This window comes from Mycobacterium sp. NGS40 (assembly GCF_059812735.1).
Window position 1 is genome coordinate 1 of the sequence record NZ_JCALDG010000048.1, and the last position, 13,170, is coordinate 13,170.

14 protein-coding genes and 1 riboswitch are annotated in these 13,170 nt (G+C 67.0%); of the genes, 9 read left to right on the top strand and 5 right to left on the bottom strand.

The genetic code is table 11. The features are described from left to right. The 3 genes from AC5Y5O_RS30880 to AC5Y5O_RS30890 form a co-directional block, all read right to left on the bottom strand. On the bottom strand, positions 1-107 hold a 107-nt coding region (locus tag AC5Y5O_RS30880; protein WP_500028681.1), incomplete at its 3' end, for a PPE domain-containing protein. An 8-nt stretch (positions 108-115) separates the two neighbouring features. Continuing rightward, positions 116-1,474: a PPE family protein gene (locus tag AC5Y5O_RS30885; RefSeq protein ID WP_500028674.1), complete on the bottom strand. Its 1,359-nt coding sequence runs from the start codon at positions 1,472-1,474 to the stop codon at positions 116-118. Between the two features lie 467 nt (positions 1,475-1,941). Then, entirely contained in the window at positions 1,942-3,105 is a 1,164-nt protein-coding gene (locus tag AC5Y5O_RS30890; protein WP_096287796.1) for an agmatinase family protein, read from the bottom strand. Between the two features lie 111 nt (positions 3,106-3,216). Continuing rightward, a riboswitch (guanidine-III (ykkC-III) riboswitch) is annotated at positions 3,217-3,279 on the bottom strand. A 187-nt stretch (positions 3,280-3,466) separates the two neighbouring features. On the opposite strand from AC5Y5O_RS30890, the gene ureG reads away from it, so the two are divergent. Beyond that, complete coding sequence (gene ureG, locus AC5Y5O_RS30895) at positions 3,467-4,135, top strand: urease accessory protein UreG (RefSeq protein WP_096287798.1); 669 nt, start codon at positions 3,467-3,469, stop codon at positions 4,133-4,135. Then, positions 4,125-4,766, top strand: coding sequence for an urease accessory protein UreD (locus tag AC5Y5O_RS30900; RefSeq protein WP_500028675.1), 642 nt, complete (start codon positions 4,125-4,127; stop codon positions 4,764-4,766). The genes ureG and AC5Y5O_RS30900 overlap by 11 nt, the downstream gene beginning before the upstream one ends. Here the strand turns inward: AC5Y5O_RS30900 and AC5Y5O_RS30905 are convergent. Then, positions 4,763-6,151 (bottom strand): NAD(P)/FAD-dependent oxidoreductase, encoded by a 1,389-nt coding sequence (locus AC5Y5O_RS30905; protein ID WP_096287800.1) that lies wholly within the window; start codon positions 6,149-6,151, stop codon positions 4,763-4,765. The two genes, AC5Y5O_RS30900 and AC5Y5O_RS30905, sit on opposite strands and share 4 nt — an antisense overlap. 293 nt (positions 6,152-6,444) lie before the next feature. Continuing rightward, the gene (locus AC5Y5O_RS30910) at positions 6,445-7,122 is read right to left on the bottom strand and encodes an SDR family oxidoreductase (protein WP_500028676.1); all 678 of its coding nucleotides are present in this window, start codon (positions 7,120-7,122) and stop codon (positions 6,445-6,447) included. Positions 7,123-7,378: 256 nt separating this feature from the next. On the opposite strand from AC5Y5O_RS30910, the gene modA reads away from it, so the two are divergent. From modA to AC5Y5O_RS30945, 7 genes are all read left to right on the top strand, one after another. After that, a complete protein-coding gene (gene modA, locus AC5Y5O_RS30915; RefSeq protein WP_500028677.1) occupies positions 7,379-8,143 on the top strand; it encodes a molybdate ABC transporter substrate-binding protein in 765 nt (254 codons plus the stop codon). Positions 8,144-8,152: 9 nt separating this feature from the next. Then, complete coding sequence (locus AC5Y5O_RS30920) at positions 8,153-8,947, top strand: ABC transporter permease (RefSeq protein ID WP_500028678.1); 795 nt, start codon at positions 8,153-8,155, stop codon at positions 8,945-8,947. A gap of 3 nt (positions 8,948-8,950) precedes the next feature. Further along, positions 8,951-10,075: a sulfate/molybdate ABC transporter ATP-binding protein gene (locus tag AC5Y5O_RS30925; RefSeq protein WP_500028679.1), complete on the top strand. Its 1,125-nt coding sequence runs from the start codon at positions 8,951-8,953 to the stop codon at positions 10,073-10,075. A gap of 98 nt (positions 10,076-10,173) precedes the next feature. Then, positions 10,174-11,199: an alanine and proline-rich secreted protein Apa gene (locus AC5Y5O_RS30930; protein ID WP_500028680.1), complete on the top strand. Its 1,026-nt coding sequence runs from the start codon at positions 10,174-10,176 to the stop codon at positions 11,197-11,199. A gap of 78 nt (positions 11,200-11,277) precedes the next feature. Further along, positions 11,278-11,577 (top strand): GlsB/YeaQ/YmgE family stress response membrane protein, encoded by a 300-nt coding sequence (locus AC5Y5O_RS30935; protein WP_342927745.1) that lies wholly within the window; start codon positions 11,278-11,280, stop codon positions 11,575-11,577. Positions 11,578-11,763: 186 nt separating this feature from the next. After that, a complete protein-coding gene (locus AC5Y5O_RS30940; RefSeq protein ID WP_096287812.1) occupies positions 11,764-12,042 on the top strand; it encodes a GlsB/YeaQ/YmgE family stress response membrane protein in 279 nt (92 codons plus the stop codon). Between the two features lie 55 nt (positions 12,043-12,097). Continuing rightward, positions 12,098-13,132, top strand: coding sequence for a zinc-binding alcohol dehydrogenase family protein (locus tag AC5Y5O_RS30945; protein WP_096287814.1), 1,035 nt, complete (start codon positions 12,098-12,100; stop codon positions 13,130-13,132). Positions 13,133-13,170: the final 38 nt, after the last annotated feature.

Consider the following 13,170-nt stretch of genomic DNA (forward strand, 5'->3'; position numbering starts at 1 on the left):
CTGGCTAATTTGGCCCAGGCCGCCACGGCCGTAGTCCACGACCCCGGCCCGGCGCCGGCATACATGCGCGCGGAGTTGACCTCGGGAGGCATTCCCGCGAAGTCCATCGGGGCGGTCACGACATCGCCTCCTTGATCAGACGGGCGGCTGCATCGCGCTCCGTCGCCGCGTCGGCGATGTCCTTACGCAGCTTCTCCAGCTCCTGGCGTTCGCTTTCGCTCAACGCGCTGACGACGTGGCGGCGGGCCGGTTGCGCCCGGTTGGCCACCGGCGGCTCGGCAGCCCCGGATTCGCCAGGCAATGCCGGGATGACTTTCGGTTCCGGGCCGCCGCGAGCCCGGGCCCGTTCGCCCCCGGGGGCGTTGACCAGGCTGCCGATCGGCGGAATACCGAAGAACCCTCCGGGTGCGGCCGCCCCGGCCGCGGGCACGCCGCCCAGCGCGGCGGGCGACAATGGTGATGCACTGGCCGCCAATCGGACAGCGGGGGAGCTGCCCCAGGCTTGCGGCACCGACAGCTGACCGACCGCGGCCGACCTGCCCAGGCTCGCCGCGACCGAGCCCGTGCCACCCGCGTGCGAATCCACCAGGGTGCCCAGCCCGGCGTCGGCCGGACTGATGTCACCGGCGACCGCCGCCGTCGGCAATGCCAGCCCGTACAACCCACCTAGCAGGGGAGTGATACCCGACGCCGTGAACAACGGGCCACTGATCACTAGGGCCCAGTTGCCGACGTTCTGGGTGAACAAGTTAAGGCCGGTCGGCCCGCCGGTGGGAGTGTCGAGCAGGCTGCCCAGCTCCGGGTCGAGATCGGATGGCGTGGCGATCGAGCCAGTCGACAGGTTCTGCAGCGCGTTCGGCACATTCGCCAGTGCCGATTGCGTGCTCGGACCGGCCGACGAGGCCGCAGCGCGGTCCACCGAAGCGGCCTGCTGGGCCGTACCGGAGGTGTTGGTCGTCTGTGGTGGAGAGTTGAAGGGAGTCAACCTCGTTGCCGTTGCCGAGGCTCCCGCGTAGCCGTACATCGCCGCGGCGTCCTGTGCCCACATCTCGGTGTACTGCGCCTCGGTAGCCGCGATCGCCGAGGTGTTCTGCCCGAGCACGTTGGTGGCCACCAAGGACGCCAACAGCGCCCTATTGACCTCGATCTCGGGCGGCGGGACCGTAGCGGCGAACGCGGCCTCGTAGGCCGCAACCGCGGAGCCGAGCTGGCTGGCCGTCTGTTCAGCTTGCGCCGCAGTCGAATTCATCCACGACACGTACGGAGCGAGCGCGGCGGCCATCGCCCCCGACGACGGACCCACCCACGGCCCACTGGCGAGCTCGGTCATCACCGTCCAATAAGATGTTGCCGCAGAACTTAATTCGGCTGCCAACGCATCCCAGGCCGCACCGGCCGCCACCAGGGGTCCGACCCCCGCCCCCGCGTACATCCGCCCAGAGTTGACCTCGGGCGGGAGCGTCGCATAATCCACTAGCCAACCCCCAACGGTCGAGGCGCCATCTCAAACGCAGCCGGCCCGAGTCGGGCGATGGTTTGGCGCTCAGGTTCGTGCGCGATCGCCGACGCACGATTTGTGCGATGCCCCCATGTGATCGTCACTGCACGCACTTACAAAGCGGCGCCGTGACGTCGACCATTTCGCACAATTAGCAATATCCAACTGGGCGGCTGCAATAACTATGGTTAACGACTGAGAATTAGCTGGGAATGAAACTGGAGGTGCACTCAAATGGAATGAACGGCAGAACGCTAGGGCTAGAACATTGCATACGACGACACCCAACGCCGCCCGACTGCGCATAAACTCTGTAACTGCAGTTTGCTATATGGCCACTGAGCTATTGACTCACTGGCTTCAATTACAAAGTCTGCGGTTTTAAGGGATGACAGGCAATTCGGTCACCCGTATTCGGTGTTCATGGTCGACAATCTGCCGAACTAGTCGGCGTACGGTCCCCAGGCCTGACGCTTCAGCGCGGCCGGTTTCTTACCGAGTTTGCCTGCCCGGACCATGACGGCCAGGCTGTCCAGGATCACCCGGCTACTCATCAGCGCGGTCTGCTCAGCCCAGTCGTAGGGCGGTGAGCACTCCACCACCTCAATGCCGTTGAGTCCCGGTTCGGAGATCAGCCGGATGAGATTGAGCGCTTCGCGCGGCAGCAGACCACCCGGCTCCGGCCAGCCGGTACCCGGCACGAATCCGGCGTCGATCACGTCGATGTCGAACGACAGATATACGGCCTTGGCATCTTTCCACGCCGTCTCCAACGCGATCTCGGCGACCTTCTCGATCCCGACGCGCTCGACGTCACCGACCGTGATGACGGTACTGCCGCGCCGCCGTCCGACCTGCACGCCCGCGCGTGGCGCCTGCCACCCGCCGATGCCGATCTGTACCAGGTTGGTGGCCGGGGCGTTCTTGATGTTGGTGGCGTGGAACCACGGCGTGGTGTGCATTCGCTCGTCGAGATCGGTTTCCTGCGTGTCGACGTGGCGGTCGAAGTGGATGATGCCGACATTGCCGTCCATGTGCGGGGCCAGGCCACGCACGGTGGGGAACCCGATCGAGTGGTCGCCGCCCAGGATCACCGGAAACACGCCCTGCGAGACCACGTGGGACATGGCCGTGCTGATCTGGTCGAACGACTTCTCGATGTTGGCGGGAATGGTCACCACGTCGCCGATGTCGACAATGTTGAGCTGCTCGCGCAGGTCGACGCCCAGTTCGTAGCAATACGTGCCAAACAGGTTGGTGGAGCGGCGAATTCCCATCGGGCCGAATCGGGTACCCGGGCGGTACGTGGTGCCCGCGTCCAGCGGGGCGCCGAAGACGGCCACTTCGGCGTCGCCCACGTCATGCACGTCCTCCAGGAACGGGCACTTCAGAAACGTCCCGCGTTCTCCGGCAAAGTGCGGCAGCTCGCCGCGGGAGAAGGTGGACAGCGTGCGGTCGTTGATGGTGGGGGCGGCTTCCAGCCCATGGGACAGGCAGCGCTCGATCTCTTCCTGGTGGCGCCGGGTCGACAGCTCGGCCTCGGCTTGCTGTGCCCACGCACCCTCGCGGTTGGGAATATCGGCCTGGCCGGCAAACGGGTTAAACATCGTTTTCCTCTCGTCGAGTACCAACTGACGGTGGAGGATGCCCCGACGACCAAATTCAAACGTGTGAGTTCGAAAGCCGTTTCTCGGTTGACTGGCGCGCAAGGCATCCCGCGGTCACCGTCTTGTCGCACTCCGGGTACGGCGAACTCGTCCGGGCGGCCGTCTCGGCGCGCCAGGGTTCAACGTACCTGCTCGACCTCAAGTTGAAGTCTGACTTAGCGGTCAGACGGCTGTGACTTTCCTGGGAAGGACCCCTGCGGCCGTGTGCCTACCTGGCCGACCGGGCCATCTTTTCGTCGATACGCTGGCTTCAACTGCGCCAAGCGCGAACGATTCCTATTCATCTCCCGAAAGACACGACATGTCAGCACATTCCCATAGCTATTCACACCTTGAGCGGCCGAAGCGCGTCAGGCAGCCCGGGGAGCCGCTGCGCATCGGCATCGGCGGCCCGGTCGGCTCGGGAAAAACGGCACTCGTCGCCGCGCTGTGCCGGCAGCTGCGTGACGAGGTGTCGCTGGCCGTGCTGACCAATGACATCTACACCACCGAAGACGCTGACTTTCTGCGCAAACACGCTGTGCTGCCGAACGACCGGATCGCGGCCGTGCAGACCGGCGGATGCCCGCACACCGCGATCCGTGACGACATCACCGCGAACCTCGACGCGATCGACGACTTGATCGCCGCCCACGACACACTCGACTTGATCCTGGTCGAATCCGGTGGCGACAACCTCACCGCCACCTTCTCGTCGGGCTTGGTGGACGCCCAGATCTTCGTCATCGACGTGGCCGGCGGTGACAAAGTTCCCCGCAAGGGCGGGCCGGGAGTGACGTATTCGGATCTGCTGGTAGTAAACAAGATTGATCTGGCACCATTGGTCGGCGCCGACCTGGACGTGATGGCGCGCGACGCCGACGCGGTGCGCGACGGGCGCCCGACGGTACTGCAGTCACTGACCAAAGACCCCGCCGCCACGGAGGTGCTGGCCTGGGTGCACGCGCAATTGTCCGCCGATGCACTCTGAGGTCTTGCTGCTCGCGTTGCGTAACCGGTTGCCGCGCATTCAGTGCTGCGGCGGAATTCAGGCCCGCTGCACCGCGCCCGACACGGTTCACCTGGTGTCGGCGGCCGCCACCCCGCTGGGCGGCGACACCATCGAGATCCGCGTCGTCGTCGAGCCCGGTGCGGTGCTGAAGCTACGTAGCGCCGCCGCCACCCTGGCCCTACCAGGGCCGAAAACACCTACTTCACAAGCTTATTGGGACATCGAGGTGAGCGGAAACCTGGATGTCGACCTCGAGCCCACCGTCATAGCCGCTGACGCGCGCCATGTGTCGACGGTGACGCTGGCGCTGCGCGAGGACGGCCGGGTTCGATTCCGCGAGCGAGTGCAGATAGGCAGATACAATGAGCGCGACGGCTTCTGGTCGGGATCGCTACGCGCCGACCGGCATGATCGCCCGCTATTGCGGCACCGGGTGGAATTGGGTGCGGGGTCGGCCGCCGACGACGGTATCGCTGCCCCGCGAGCAACGATCAGTGAACTATGCTATCCAGCAACAGAATTCACGGATATGCCGAGCGAATCCACGGTTTTGGCGCTGGCAGGCGGCGGCACGCTCCGGACGTGGCAGGCCGACCGACTAGTCGGCTAACTCGCCTTTCTGGCAGCGACAGGTCGCTTCGCTTCCGCGGCCAGCACCGCAAGTTGTTCGATGCGGGTGCGGGCGAACGCCTGCTGCTCGGTGATAGTCAGCTGCCCGCGCTGGGTGCTGAGGAAGGTCACGGTCCAGGACAGCAACGTGCTGACCTTGGTCTTGAACCCGACCAGATACACCAGGTGCAGCACCAGCCACATCAGCCACGCGATGAAACCGCTGAACTCCAGCGGCCCGACCTTGGCCACCGCCGAAAAGCGCGACACGGTGGCCATGGAACCCTTGTCGAAGTACTGGAAGGGCGCTCGCTCGGCCGGGTCGGCGCCCGCGAGTTCGGCCTTGATCGTGCCGGCGACGTACTTGGCACCCTGGATCGCGCCCTGCGCGACTCCCGGCACGCCCTCGACCGCGGCCATGTCTCCGACCACGAAGACGTTGGGGTATCCGGGCACGGACAGGTCGGGCAGCACCTTGACTCGTCCCGCACGGTCGAGTTCGGCCGCCGACTGGTCGGCGAGGTCACTGCCCAGACCGCTGGCCTGGACACCCGCGGACCAGACCTTGCAGGCGGACTCGATACGTCGAATGGTGCCGTCGGAATCTTTGACGGTGATGCCGTTGCGGTCGACGTCAGTGACCATCGCCCCCAACTGGATCTCGACGCCCATCTTCTCCAGCCGAGCACGCGCCCGGGCGCCCAGCTTCTCGCCGAACGGCGGCAGCACCGCGGGCGCGGCGTCGAGAAGAATCACCCGGGCCCGGGTGGAGTCGATGTGCCGGAACGAACCTTTCAGGGTGTGGGCCGCCAATTCCGCGATCTGCCCGGCCATTTCGACGCCGGTGGGTCCGGCCCCGATGACGGTGAACGTCAAGAGTTTGGCCCGCCGTTCCGGATCGCGAGACCGCTCGGCCTGCTCGAAGGCGCTCAGGATTCGGCCCCGCACCTCGAGTGCGTCGTCGATCGACTTCATGCCGGGGGCGAACTCCGCGAACTGGTCGTTGCCGAAGTAGGACTGGCCGGCGCCGGCCGCGACGATCAGGCTGTCATAAGGAGTTTCGTACGTGTGACCCAGCAAGTCCGATACGACGAACTTGCCGGCGAGGTCGATGTGGGTGACGTCACCGAGCAGCACCTGGACATTGCGCTGCCGGCGCAGCACGACCCTGGTGGGCGGCGCGATGTCGCCTTCGGACACGATGCCGGTGGCCACCTGATAGAGCAACGGCTGGAACAGGTGGTGAGTGGTGCGGGCGATCAATTTGATGTCGACGTCGGCGTGCTTGAGTTTCTTTGCCGCGTTGAGTCCGCCGAATCCCGATCCGATGATGACGACCTGATGGCGTCGCTTCGGATCAGCTGTGCCTTCTTGCTGGGGGCTCATTGGTTTGAATGCTCCTGGTGGGGCTTCGTCGGGCGCGGTCTCAGTTAGCTACAACGCTAGTCACCCCGCCGCCCGGAAACCCAGATAGTAAGCCTGTGCAATCAACCACACCAATGCATTGCCGCTGGTCGCGCCAACGTGATTCGCGTCATGTCCGGCATCGAATGCGACGCCGGTTACATACCGAACAAAAGCCGCAGACGTTGCTTTTGATGTGTTCGGCAATGGTTTCCGGTTGGTGCGTCACCAAATACCTAGGCGCACAGGGGATCTGGTCCCCGTTTGGGTACTTCCTAGGCGAAACGCGCGAGGGCGCCGTGGCTGACGTGCAGCGTCTGGCCGGTGATGTGGCGGGCCGCCGGGGTCGTCAGGAACAAGGCCAACCGCGCGACCTCGTCGGCGACGGAAGGCGGTGTGCGCGAGAGACCTTCGTAACCGGCCTGGGCACTGCGCCCGCTCGCCACGGCGTTCACCGTGATCCCGCGAGTGCCGAAAATGCCGGCCTGTCCGGCGATCCAGCTCGACAGCGTCGCTTTGATCGCGGCGTCGACACTGGCCGCGGGCGGATTTTCCGGCACGACGCTGATGATGGAGCCACCGGAGCGCAGGTGATCGCCGACGGCTTGCACCGTCAGCACCGCCGACAGCACGGTCGCCTCGAGCGAACTGCGCCATACGGCGGCGGTGTCGGACAGCGAATACGTGCGTGGGTCGCCATCGCTCCAGCCGCTATCCGGCACGTTGACGATGGTGTCCAAGTGGTGGGGGAACAACCCACGAGCCTCTTCGAGGCTGGCCGGGTCGGTGGTGTCGCAGACGATCGCGTCGACGTCGAGCTCTTTCGCGGCGACCTCGAGGTCGCCGCGCCGCGCACCCACGAGGGTCGCCTTGTGACCGCCATCGCGAAATCCCTCGGCTACTGTCCGCCCCAGATCCGTGTCGCCGCCGGTGACCAGCACCTCCACAGCCATCCTCCTCGTGTTCAACGTTGAACCCAGACCCTGGCCTTCACCAGCGTTAACGCTCCGCTCGGCGATGTGATCGTGGTTCCGATGGTGTCACGCCACAGGACCGATGCCTGGGATCTCAGCGCGTATGGCGTCAATCTACGCCGAATGTTACTGGACAGTAGTTCTAAGGGGAAACTAAGGACGCCACGACGCGCGGACAATTTTCGATAACTCTTTGGTCGTCACCGCTTCATCCGCCGCGAGCTAGGGTCTGAGCATGCGTCGGATCGCGGTCCTGGCCTGGTTGATATGCGCGATCCTCGTCGCGGGCCTGGTCGCCTGTAGTCCGAAACCGTCCTCGTCGCCGTCCGCCTCGATCGTGGTGTTCGCCGCGGCCTCGCTCAAGCCGGCGTTCACCCGGCTCGGTCAGCAGTTCAAGGCCGACAATCCCGGTAGCGGCGTCGAATTCGACTTCGCCGGCTCCTCCGAACTCGCCGTCCAGCTGACGCAGGGTGCGAGCGCCGATGTGTTCGCGTCGGCGGACACCGCGCAGATGGACACCGTCGTCAAGGCCGGGCTTGTCGCCGGAAACCCGACGAATTTCGCCGCCAACACGCTGGTCATCGTCACCGCGCCGGGCAATCCGCGCCACATCGGCTCCTTCGCCGATCTGGCCAAGCCGGGCCTCAACGTCGTGATCTGCCAGAAGCCGGTGCCATGCGGGGCGGCGACCCAGCGCATCGAGGACAGCACCGGGGTGCATCTCAATCCGGTCAGCGAGGAAACCACCGTGACCGACGTCCTCAACAAGGTCACCACCGGGCAGGCCGATGCCGCGCTGGTCTATGTCACGGATGCGAAGAACGCGAAAGACAACGTCGCGACGGTCAACTTTCCCGAAGCCGCGGGTGCGGTGAACGTCTACCCCATCGGGGTGTTGAGGAAGGCACCGCAGCCGGCGACCGCGCAAAAGTTCGTGACGCTGGTGACGTCTGAGGCCGGCCAGAAGATCCTGGCTCAATTCGGCTTCGCGAAACCCTGACCCGCAGCCGTGCACGCGCCCACGCATCTGCCCCGCTGGGTGTATGTCCCTGCAACCATCGGTGCCGCCTTCGTGGTGTTGCCGCTGCTGGCGATCGCGATCAAGGTCGACTGGCCGGATTTCTGGTCGCTGATCACCAGCGCGTCGTCCAAGACGGCACTGCTGCTCAGCCTCAAGACCGCGGCCGCGAGCACCGTCCTGTGCGTGCTGCTGGGCGTGCCGATGGCACTGGTGCTGGCCCGCAGTACGGCCCTGCTGGTCCGGCTGCTGCGGCCCCTGATCCTGCTGCCGCTGGTGCTGCCACCGGTGGTGGGAGGCATTGCGTTGCTCTACGCGTTCGGCCGGCTCGGACTGCTGGGGCAGTACCTGGAAGCCGCGGGCTTGCGCATCGCCTTCAGCACCACCGCGGTGGTGTTGGCGCAGACGTTTGTCTCGTTGCCGTTTCTGGTGATTTCCCTCGAGGGCGCGGCCCGTACGGCGGGCGCCGACTATGAGGTGGTCGCGGCCACGCTCGGGGCTCGCCCCAGCGCGGTGTGGTGGCGGGTCACTTTGCCGCTGCTGCTGCCCGGACTGACGTCCGGCGCGGTGCTGGCGTTCGCCCGCTCGCTGGGCGAGTTCGGCGCGACGCTGACTTTCGCGGGTTCGCGCCATGGGGTCACCCGCACCCTGCCGCTGGAGATCTATCTGCAACGGGTGACCGACGCGAATGCGGCTGTCGCACTGTCGATTCTGCTCGTCGCGGTGGCCGCGCTGGTGGTGCTCGGCCTGGGCGCTCGCCGGCTGACCGGAACGGAGGCCGGGTAGCCCGTGAGCGAGCTGCAGCTTCGCGCGGTCGTCGCCGACCGCGAGTTGGACGTGGAGTTTTCGGTGTCCCCGGGTGAGGTGCTCGCGGTGCTGGGACCCAACGGCGCGGGAAAGTCGACCGCCCTGCACGTCATCGCCGGTCTGCTTCGCCCTGATGAGGGCGTGGTGCGGTTGGGGGATCGGGTGCTGACCGACACCGCCGCCGGGGTCGACGTGGCGACACACGACCGCCGGGTCGGGCTGCTGCTGCAGGACCCGCTGCTGTTCCCGCACCTGAGCGTCGCCGCCAACGTGGCGTTCGGGCTGCGAAGCCGTCGTGGCCTTTTCCAATCGGCTCGCGCCACCGAGAAGCAGACGGCCCTGCGCTGGCTGCGCGAGGTGGATGCCGAGCAGTTCGCCGACCGCAAACCGAGACAGTTGTCCGGCGGTCAGGCTCAGCGGGTGGCGATCGCACGAGCATTGGCCGCCGAGCCCGAGGTGCTGCTGCTCGACGAGCCGCTGACCGGGTTGGACGTCGGGGCGGCCGCCGCCATCCGCGCGGTGTTGCGGACCGCTGTCGCCCGCAGCGGCTGCGCGGTCGTCCTGATCACGCACGACCTGCTCGACGTGTTCACCCTGGCCGATCGGGCGCTGGTGCTCGAGGGCGGCAGGATCGCCGAAGTCGGCCCGGTCCCCGAAGTGCTCACCGCGCCGCGCAGCCATTTCGGGGCCCGCATTGCCGGCGTCAACCTGGTCAACGGAACCATCGGGCCGGGGGGCTCGCTGCGGACCCGCTCCGGCGTCCGCTGGTACGGAACCCCCGCCGAGCAGCTGGGCGCCGAGCTGACCGACGGGCAGGATGCGATCGCCGTGTTCGGGCCGACGGCGGTGGCGGTCTACCGCGACCTGCCGCACGGCAGCCCCCGCAATTGGGTCGAGGTCACCGTCTCAGAGCTGGACATTCGCGGACCCGCGGTCGTGGTGCGAGGCGAGGAACAGCCCGGCGGCGCCCCCGGACTGGCCGCCGAGATCACCGCCGAGGCCGCCGCCGAGCTGGAACTGACCCCCGGAGAACGGGTGTGGTTTTCGGTCAAAGCGCGCGAAGTGGCGCTGTATCCGGCGACACCCCGTCGCACCAACCCGCAGTGAACTGCGCAGACCCACCGAAGGTTGCGCTCCGGCAACAACGCGCGCATCGCCAGCACGGCATCCTTGCGTCGCAGCGGTAACACGGTAGGTTCGTCGCCATGGATCAGGTGGACTCACACTCGACACGTCGCAAAGGCCTGTGGGCGACGCTGGCGATCGCCACGGTGACCAGTGCCAGTGCCGTCACCTTCGCGTTGCCGGCCCCCGCTTATGCCGATCCCGAGGTCCCGACTCCGGTGCCGGCAACGACCTCCGCCCCGTCCCCGGCCCCGGCCCCGGGCGCACCCGCGCCGACGACCGCGGCGCCCGCGCCGGGCGGCCCGGCATCTGCCGGGCAGCCGGCGGCCGGTGACCCGAACGCGCCGGTGCCCCCGCCGCCCCCGCCGGTGGACCCCAACGCACCTGCGCCGCCGCCGCCCGTCGACCCCAACGCCGCCCGCATCACCAACCTCGTCGGCGGCTTCAGCTACCTGCTTCCCGGTGGGTGGGCCGAGTCGGACGCCTCGCACCTCGACTATGGTTCCGCGCTGCTCAGCAAGATGATCGGTCCGCCGCCGCAGCCCGGTCAGCCCGCGCCGGTGGCAAACGACACCCGCATTGTGATGGGCCGCCTGGACCAAAAGCTCTACGCCAGTGCCGAAGCCAATGACGCCAAGGCCGCCGTCCGGCTGGGCTCGGACATGGGTGAGTTCTTCATGCCGTACCCCGGCACCCGGATCAATCAGGAATCCGCCCCGCTCACCGGAGCTAACGGCATCACCGGAAGCTCGTCGTTCTACGAGGTCAAGTTCAGCGATCCGAGCAAACCCAATGGACAGATCTGGACCGGTGTGGTCAGCGCTCCCAACGCAGCTACCGCCGGTCCGCCCCAACGCTGGTTTGTCGTGTGGCTCGGTACCGGCAACAACCCGGTAGACAAGGTCGGTGCCAAGGCACTGGCGGAATCGATTCTGCCGTTCACCGCACCACCGGCTCCGGGCGCACCACCGGCTCCGGGCGCGCCCGCACCGGCTCCGGCAACTCCGGCACCGGGAGCCCCCGCCCCGGTGCCCGGCCAGGCACCCGCGAGCGAGGTCACTCCTACCCCGAGCCCGGCGCCGCAACCGACGTCGTTTAGTGCCTGACCCGTAAACGGGGGTATACCGCCACGACGGCGCCGGCTTTTACGCTGAGCTCTGCCAACGAACCGCAAGGAGACTCGCATGGATGTCATGGCGGCTACCGAGTACCTGGCCCGATCGACCACGACGACGAGCGTCGGCCTGATCGGCTACATCATCATCGGCGGTCTTGCGGGATGGGCCGCGGGCAAGATCATGAAGGGTTCCGGCTCCGGAATCTTGATGAACATCGTGATCGGTATCGTCGGCGCACTGATCGGCGGCTTTTTGCTCAGCTTCTTCTTCGACACCGCGGCCGGCGGCTGGATCTTCACCTTCTTCACCGCGTTACTGGGGTCGGTGATTCTGCTCTGGATCGTCGGCCTGGTGCGCAGGAGCTGATCGGCCGGGCGATCTGTGGCAAATCGGGTGCGGCGCGAATCGCCGACCCGCCTGGGGGCTTCCCGCGTCGCCGCATCAGGCCGAATTGCGGCATGAGAAGGGGCGTTTCGCCGAGGCGGTTGAGTCGGCTCCGACGGGGTATACGGCCACACGTCCCGTCTGTCAGTTAAATCGAAGGAGCCGGTCATGATTCTGCATATCGTCTGGCTGATCGTCTTGGGTCTGATCGTCGGCCTGGTCGCGCGCCTGCTGGTGCCGGGCAAGCAGCCGATGGGTTGGGTCGCCACCGCCCTGCTCGGCATCGTCGGCTCGTATGTCGGCGGCACCCTGGGCAGCATCGTCTTCCCGCCGCACCAGTTCGACATTCACCCGCCCATTCAGCACTCCTTCCTGGGTGCGCTGGTCGGCGCGGTGATCCTGTTGCTGATCTACAAGTTCGCCACCTCGCGCACGAAGACCCTGTAGCACCAGGGCCTTTGGGCCCATGCGTGGTGGCGGCGCATAGCGGCATGATGGGGTGATGGCCTCAGCGACGACCACAATGGACGCGTGGCGGGTGCGTCGGCCCGGCCCGATGGACACCGACCCGCTGGAGCGGGTCACCACCGAAGTGCCGCGGCCGGCGCCCTCGGAGTTGCTGGTGGCCGTGCGGGCCTGCGGGGTGTGCCGCACCGACCTGCACGTCACTGAGGGTGACCTTCCGGTGCACCGCGAGCACGTCACCCCCGGCCACGAAGTGGTGGGCGAGGTCGTTGAGGTCGGATCGGCGGTGGGCGTCGAGGCCGGCGACGGGTTCAACGTGGGGGACCGGGTCGGCATTGCCTGGCTGCGCCACACCTGCGGTGTGTGCAGATACTGCCGCCGAGGCGACGAAAACCTCTGCCCGCAGTCCCGCTACACCGGCTGGGATGCCGACGGCGGGTACGCCGAATTCGCGACGGTTCCAGCGGCTTTCGCGCACCACCTGCCGAGCGGGTACAGCGACAGCGAGCTCGCGCCGCTGTTGTGCGCCGGCATCATCGGATACCGTTCGCTGCTGCGGGCACAGCTGCCGCCGGGTGGCCGGCTGGGCATTTACGGCTTCGGCGGCAGCGCGCACATCACCGCCCAGGTCGCGTTGGCCCAGGGTGCCGAGCTGCACGTGATGACCCGCGGCGAGCAGGCACGCGAGCTGGCGCTGGCCCTCGGCGCGGCATCGGCTCAGGGGGCGGCGGATCCGCCGCCGGTGCCGCTGGATGCCGCGATCCTGTTCGCCCCGGTCGGAGATCTGGTGCTGCCCGCCTGCGAGGCGCTGGACCGCGGCGGCACGTTGGCGATCGCCGGAATCCACCTGTCCGATATCCCGGCCCTGAACTATCAGCGTCACCTGTTCCAGGAGCGCCAGATTCGCTCGGTCACCTCGAATACCCGGGCCGACGCGCGCGAGTTTCTCGACTTCGCCGGCCGTCACCGCATCGAGGTGACGACACCGGAGTATCCACTCGATCAAGCCGCCCGGGCACTGAGCGATTTGGCCGGCGGTCGCATCGCCGGGGCAGCAGTGCTGCTGGTGTAGGTCAGGTGGACAGATGCCAGACCAGGGCCGCGGCTAGG

Bases quoted from the DNA above. Each gene is read 5' to 3' on its own strand.
- AC5Y5O_RS30935 (WP_342927745.1), top strand. From the start codon at position 11,278: ATGGATGTCATGGCGGCTACCGAGTACCTGGCCCGATCGACCACGACG.
- AC5Y5O_RS30910 (WP_500028676.1), bottom strand. From the start codon at position 7,122: ATGGCTGTGGAGGTGCTGGTCACCGGCGGCGACACGGATCTGGGGCGG.
- AC5Y5O_RS30945 (WP_096287814.1), top strand. From the start codon at position 12,098: ATGGCCTCAGCGACGACCACAATGGACGCGTGGCGGGTGCGTCGGCCC.
- AC5Y5O_RS30940 (WP_096287812.1), top strand. From the start codon at position 11,764: ATGATTCTGCATATCGTCTGGCTGATCGTCTTGGGTCTGATCGTCGGC.
- AC5Y5O_RS30900 (WP_500028675.1), top strand. From the start codon at position 4,125: ATGCACTCTGAGGTCTTGCTGCTCGCGTTGCGTAACCGGTTGCCGCGC.
- modA (WP_500028677.1), top strand. From the start codon at position 7,379: ATGCGTCGGATCGCGGTCCTGGCCTGGTTGATATGCGCGATCCTCGTC.
- AC5Y5O_RS30905 (WP_096287800.1), bottom strand. From the start codon at position 6,151: ATGAGCCCCCAGCAAGAAGGCACAGCTGATCCGAAGCGACGCCATCAG.
- AC5Y5O_RS30890 (WP_096287796.1), bottom strand. From the start codon at position 3,105: ATGTTTAACCCGTTTGCCGGCCAGGCCGATATTCCCAACCGCGAGGGT.
- ureG (WP_096287798.1), top strand. From the start codon at position 3,467: ATGTCAGCACATTCCCATAGCTATTCACACCTTGAGCGGCCGAAGCGC.
- AC5Y5O_RS30930 (WP_500028680.1), top strand. From the start codon at position 10,174: ATGGATCAGGTGGACTCACACTCGACACGTCGCAAAGGCCTGTGGGCG.